This is a genomic window from Pseudomonas sp. P5_A2_2, from assembly GCF_054177685.1.
Genome location: NZ_JBGCUL010000411.1, coordinates 1 through 3,946, shown reverse-complemented (window position 1 = coordinate 3,946; position 3,946 = coordinate 1). Strand labels below are relative to the sequence as shown.

Here is a 3,946-nt window from a genome sequence, read left to right as displayed (position 1 = left end):
GAGTTACCGTGGGTGTTATCTTGCCCGCGGAAATTCCAACGCTTGATCGTACCCTGGAAGCCTTTACCCTTGGACTGACCGGTTACATCAACCAGTTGACCAGCGGCGAAGATTTCAGCGTTGATCAGATCGCCGGCCTGGTACTCGCCTTCTTCAAGGCGGAATTCCATTACGGTACGACCAGCGGCAACATTCGCCTTAGCGAAGTGGCCAGCCTGAGCTGCTGTTACACGCGAAGCGCGACGCTCGCCGACAGTGACTTGCACTGCACGATAGCCATCGGTCTCTTCAGTTTTGAACTGGGTGACGCGATTCGGTTCGATCTCAATGACCGTGACCGGAATGGAGACACCTTCTTCGGTGAAAATACGGGTCATACCGCATTTACGACCGACTACACCAATAGTCATGTTGTAAACCTCATGAGTGTACGGGGCTTTCACCCGCTATGGCCGCCCATTTCAGAGCGTTACACGACTAAGACCGAGTCTTAGCCGAGGCTGATCTGCACTTCCACACCGGCCGCAAGATCAAGCTTCATAAGAGCATCAACGGTTTTATCCGTTGGCTGGACGATGTCCAGAACGCGCTTATGAGTACGGATCTCGTACTGGTCACGCGCGTCTTTGTTGACGTGCGGGGAGACCAGAACGGTGAACCGCTCTTTACGGGTAGGCAGTGGAATTGGACCACGCACTGGAGCACCAGTACGTTTCGCGGTTTCCACGATTTCCTGGGTTGATTGGTCGATCAGGCGATGGTCGAAAGCCTTCAACCTGATACGGATTTGCTGATTTTGCATTGGATTTCAGACTCCGGCTGCTATTCCCACCGGGCGCAATACGCCCGTTAAAAGGAGGCGCAATTCTATAGACGCCCCAGATGGGTGTCAACCCAATAAAAAAGCCCCCGCTGAGCGGGGGCTTTTCAAAGCATCGAAGCTATCTCAAAAGAGATGCTTACTCGATGATTTTGGCTACGACGCCAGCGCCGACGGTACGACCGCCTTCACGGATAGCGAAACGCAGGCCGTCTTCCATTGCGATGGTCTTGATCAGGGTAACTTCCATCTGGATGTTATCACCTGGCATTACCATTTCAACGCCTTCTGGCAGCTGGCAGTTACCAGTCACGTCAGTAGTACGGAAGTAGAACTGTGGACGGTAGCCTTTGAAGAACGGAGTGTGACGACCGCCTTCTTCCTTGCTCAGAACGTAAACTTCTGCGGTGAACTTGGTGTGCGGCTTAACCGAACCCGGCTTAACCAGAACCTGGCCACGCTCAACGTCGTCACGCTTGGTACCACGCAGCAGAACGCCGCAGTTCTCGCCAGCACGACCTTCGTCGAGCAGCTTGCGGAACATTTCAACACCGGTGCAGGTGGTGGTGGTGGTGTCACGCAGACCAACGATTTCCAGTGCATCTTGAACGCGAACGATACCGCGCTCGATACGACCAGTCACAACAGTACCACGACCCGAGATCGAGAATACGTCTTCGATTGGCATCAGGAATGGCTTGTCGATAGCACGCTCTGGTTCTGGGATGTAGCTGTCCAGAGTTTCAACCAGTTTACGAACGGCAGTAGTGCCCATTTCGTTGTCGTCTTTGCCTTCCAGCGCCATACGAGCCGAACCGATGATGATTGGAGTGTCATCGCCCGGGAAGTCGTAGGTGGACAGCAGGTCGCGAACTTCCATCTCGACCAGTTCCAGCAGCTCAGCGTCGTCTACCAGGTCAGCCTTGTTCAGGAAAACCACGATGTACGGAACGCCTACCTGACGGGACAGCAGGATGTGTTCACGGGTTTGTGGCATCGGACCATCAGCGGCCGAGCAAACCAGGATCGCGCCATCCATCTGGGCAGCACCGGTGATCATGTTCTTCACATAGTCAGCGTGACCTGGGCAGTCAACGTGAGCGTAGTGACGGATCTTCGAGTTGTACTCGACGTGCGCGGTGTTGATGGTGATACCACGAGCTTTTTCTTCTGGCGCGCTGTCGATTTTATCGAAATCAACGATTGCGGAACCGAAAACTTCGGAGCAAACGCGAGTCAGAGCTGCGGTCAGAGTGGTTTTACCGTGGTCAACGTGACCGATGGTGCCAACGTTGACGTGCGGTAGGGAACGATCAAATTTTTCTTTAGCCACGACAATTAACTCCTTGCCTAAAGGACTGAATCAGCCTTGTTTTTTGGTTACAGTTTCGACGATGTGCGACGGAGCTGTATTGTATTTTTTGAATTCCATAGAGTAGCTTGCGCGACCCTGGGACATCGAACGAACGTCGGTCGCATAACCGAACATCTCGCCCAACGGAACTTCAGCACGGATCACCTTGCCGGAGACCGTGTCTTCCATACCCAGAATCATGCCGCGACGACGGTTAAGGTCGCCCATCACGTCACCCATATAGTCTTCAGGCGTAACAACCTCTACCGCCATGATCGGCTCGAGCAACTCACCACCGCCCTTCTGGGCCAGTTGCTTGGTCGCCATGGAAGCAGCCACCTTAAACGCCATCTCGTTCGAGTCGACGTCGTGGTAAGAACCATCAAACACGGTAGCCTTCAGGCCGATCAGCGGATAGCCGGCAACAACGCCGTTCTTCATCTGCTCTTCGATACCCTTCTGGATAGCCGGGATGTATTCCTTAGGAACCACACCACCCACTACTTCGTTCACGAATTGCAGACCTTCCTGACCTTCGTCAGCAGGAGCAAAACGGATCCAGCAATGGCCGAACTGGCCACGACCACCGGACTGACGAACGAACTTGCCTTCGATTTCGCAGTTCTTCGTGATGCGCTCACGATACGAAACCTGAGGCTTGCCGATGTTGGCTTCGACGTTGAACTCACGGCGCATCCGGTCAACCAGGATGTCCAGGTGCAGTTCGCCCATGCCAGAGATGATCGTTTGACCAGTCTCTTCATCAGTCTTGACGCGGAAAGACGGGTCTTCCTGAGCAAGTTTGCCCAGAGCGATACCCATTTTTTCCTGGTCATCCTTGGTCTTAGGCTCTACGGCAACCGAAATAACCGGCTCCGGGAAGTCCATGCGAACCAGGATGATTGGCTTGTCAGCGTTGCACAAGGTTTCACCAGTGGTGACGTCCTTCATGCCGATCAGGGCCGCGATGTCACCAGCGCGTACTTCCTTGATCTCTTCACGGGCGTTTGCGTGCATCTGCACCATACGACCCACGCGCTCTTTCTTGCCTTTGACCGAGTTGATCACGCCGTCGCCGGAGGCCAACACGCCCGAGTAAACACGGACGAAAGTCAAGGTACCCACGAATGGGTCGGTAGCGATCTTGAACGCCAGAGCCGAGAACGGCTCGTTGTCGTCTGCATGACGCTCCATCTGCTTTTCCTCGTCATCCGGGTCGGTACCCTTGATGGCAGGAATGTCGGTTGGAGCCGGCAGGTAGTCGATAACGGCGTCGAGAACCAGGGGAACACCCTTGTTCTTGAAGGAAGAACCGCAAACAGCCAGAACGATCTCACCAGCGATAGTACGCTGACGCAGAGCACCCTTGATTTCCTCGATGGTGAGTTCTTCACCTTCAAGGTACTTGTTCATCAGCTCTTCGCTGGCTTCGGCCGCAGCCTCAACCATGTTGTTGCGCCACTCTTCAGCCAGTTCCTGCAGTTCGGCAGGGATAGCTTCACGACGAGGAGTCATAYCCTTGTCGGCATCGTTCCAGTAAACCGCTTCCATGGTCATCAGATCGATCTGACCCTGGAAGTTGTCTTCGGAACCGATAGCCAACTGGATAGGCACCGGAGTGTGACCCAGACGCTGCTTGATCTGAGCGATCACACGCAGGAAGTTCGCACCGGCACGGTCCATTTTGTTCACGTAAACGATACGTGGAACACCGTACTTGTTGGCTTGACGCCATACGGTTTCGGACTGAGGCTCAACGCCGGAAGTACCAC

Annotated in this window: 4 protein-coding genes; all 4 read right to left on the bottom strand. The window is 54.4% G+C overall.

Features of this window, described 5'->3' with window-relative positions; translation table 11 throughout:
• Window positions 1-410, bottom strand: a 410-nt coding sequence (gene rplC / locus ACXRVY_RS19445; RefSeq protein WP_458238016.1) for a 50S ribosomal protein L3, incomplete at its 3' end; no start/stop codon positions are given.
• 80 nt (window positions 411-490) lie between these two features.
• Entirely contained in the window at window positions 491-802 is a 312-nt protein-coding gene (gene rpsJ, locus ACXRVY_RS19440) for a 30S ribosomal protein S10 (protein ID WP_458238015.1), read from the bottom strand.
• A 157-nt stretch (window positions 803-959) separates the two neighbouring features.
• Window positions 960-2,153 (bottom strand): elongation factor Tu, encoded by a 1,194-nt coding sequence (tuf, locus tag ACXRVY_RS19435; RefSeq protein WP_008053875.1) that lies wholly within the window; start codon window positions 2,151-2,153, stop codon window positions 960-962.
• 30 nt (window positions 2,154-2,183) lie between these two features.
• On the bottom strand, window positions 2,184-3,946 hold a 1,763-nt coding region (gene fusA / locus ACXRVY_RS19430), incomplete at its 5' end, for an elongation factor G (RefSeq protein ID WP_458238014.1).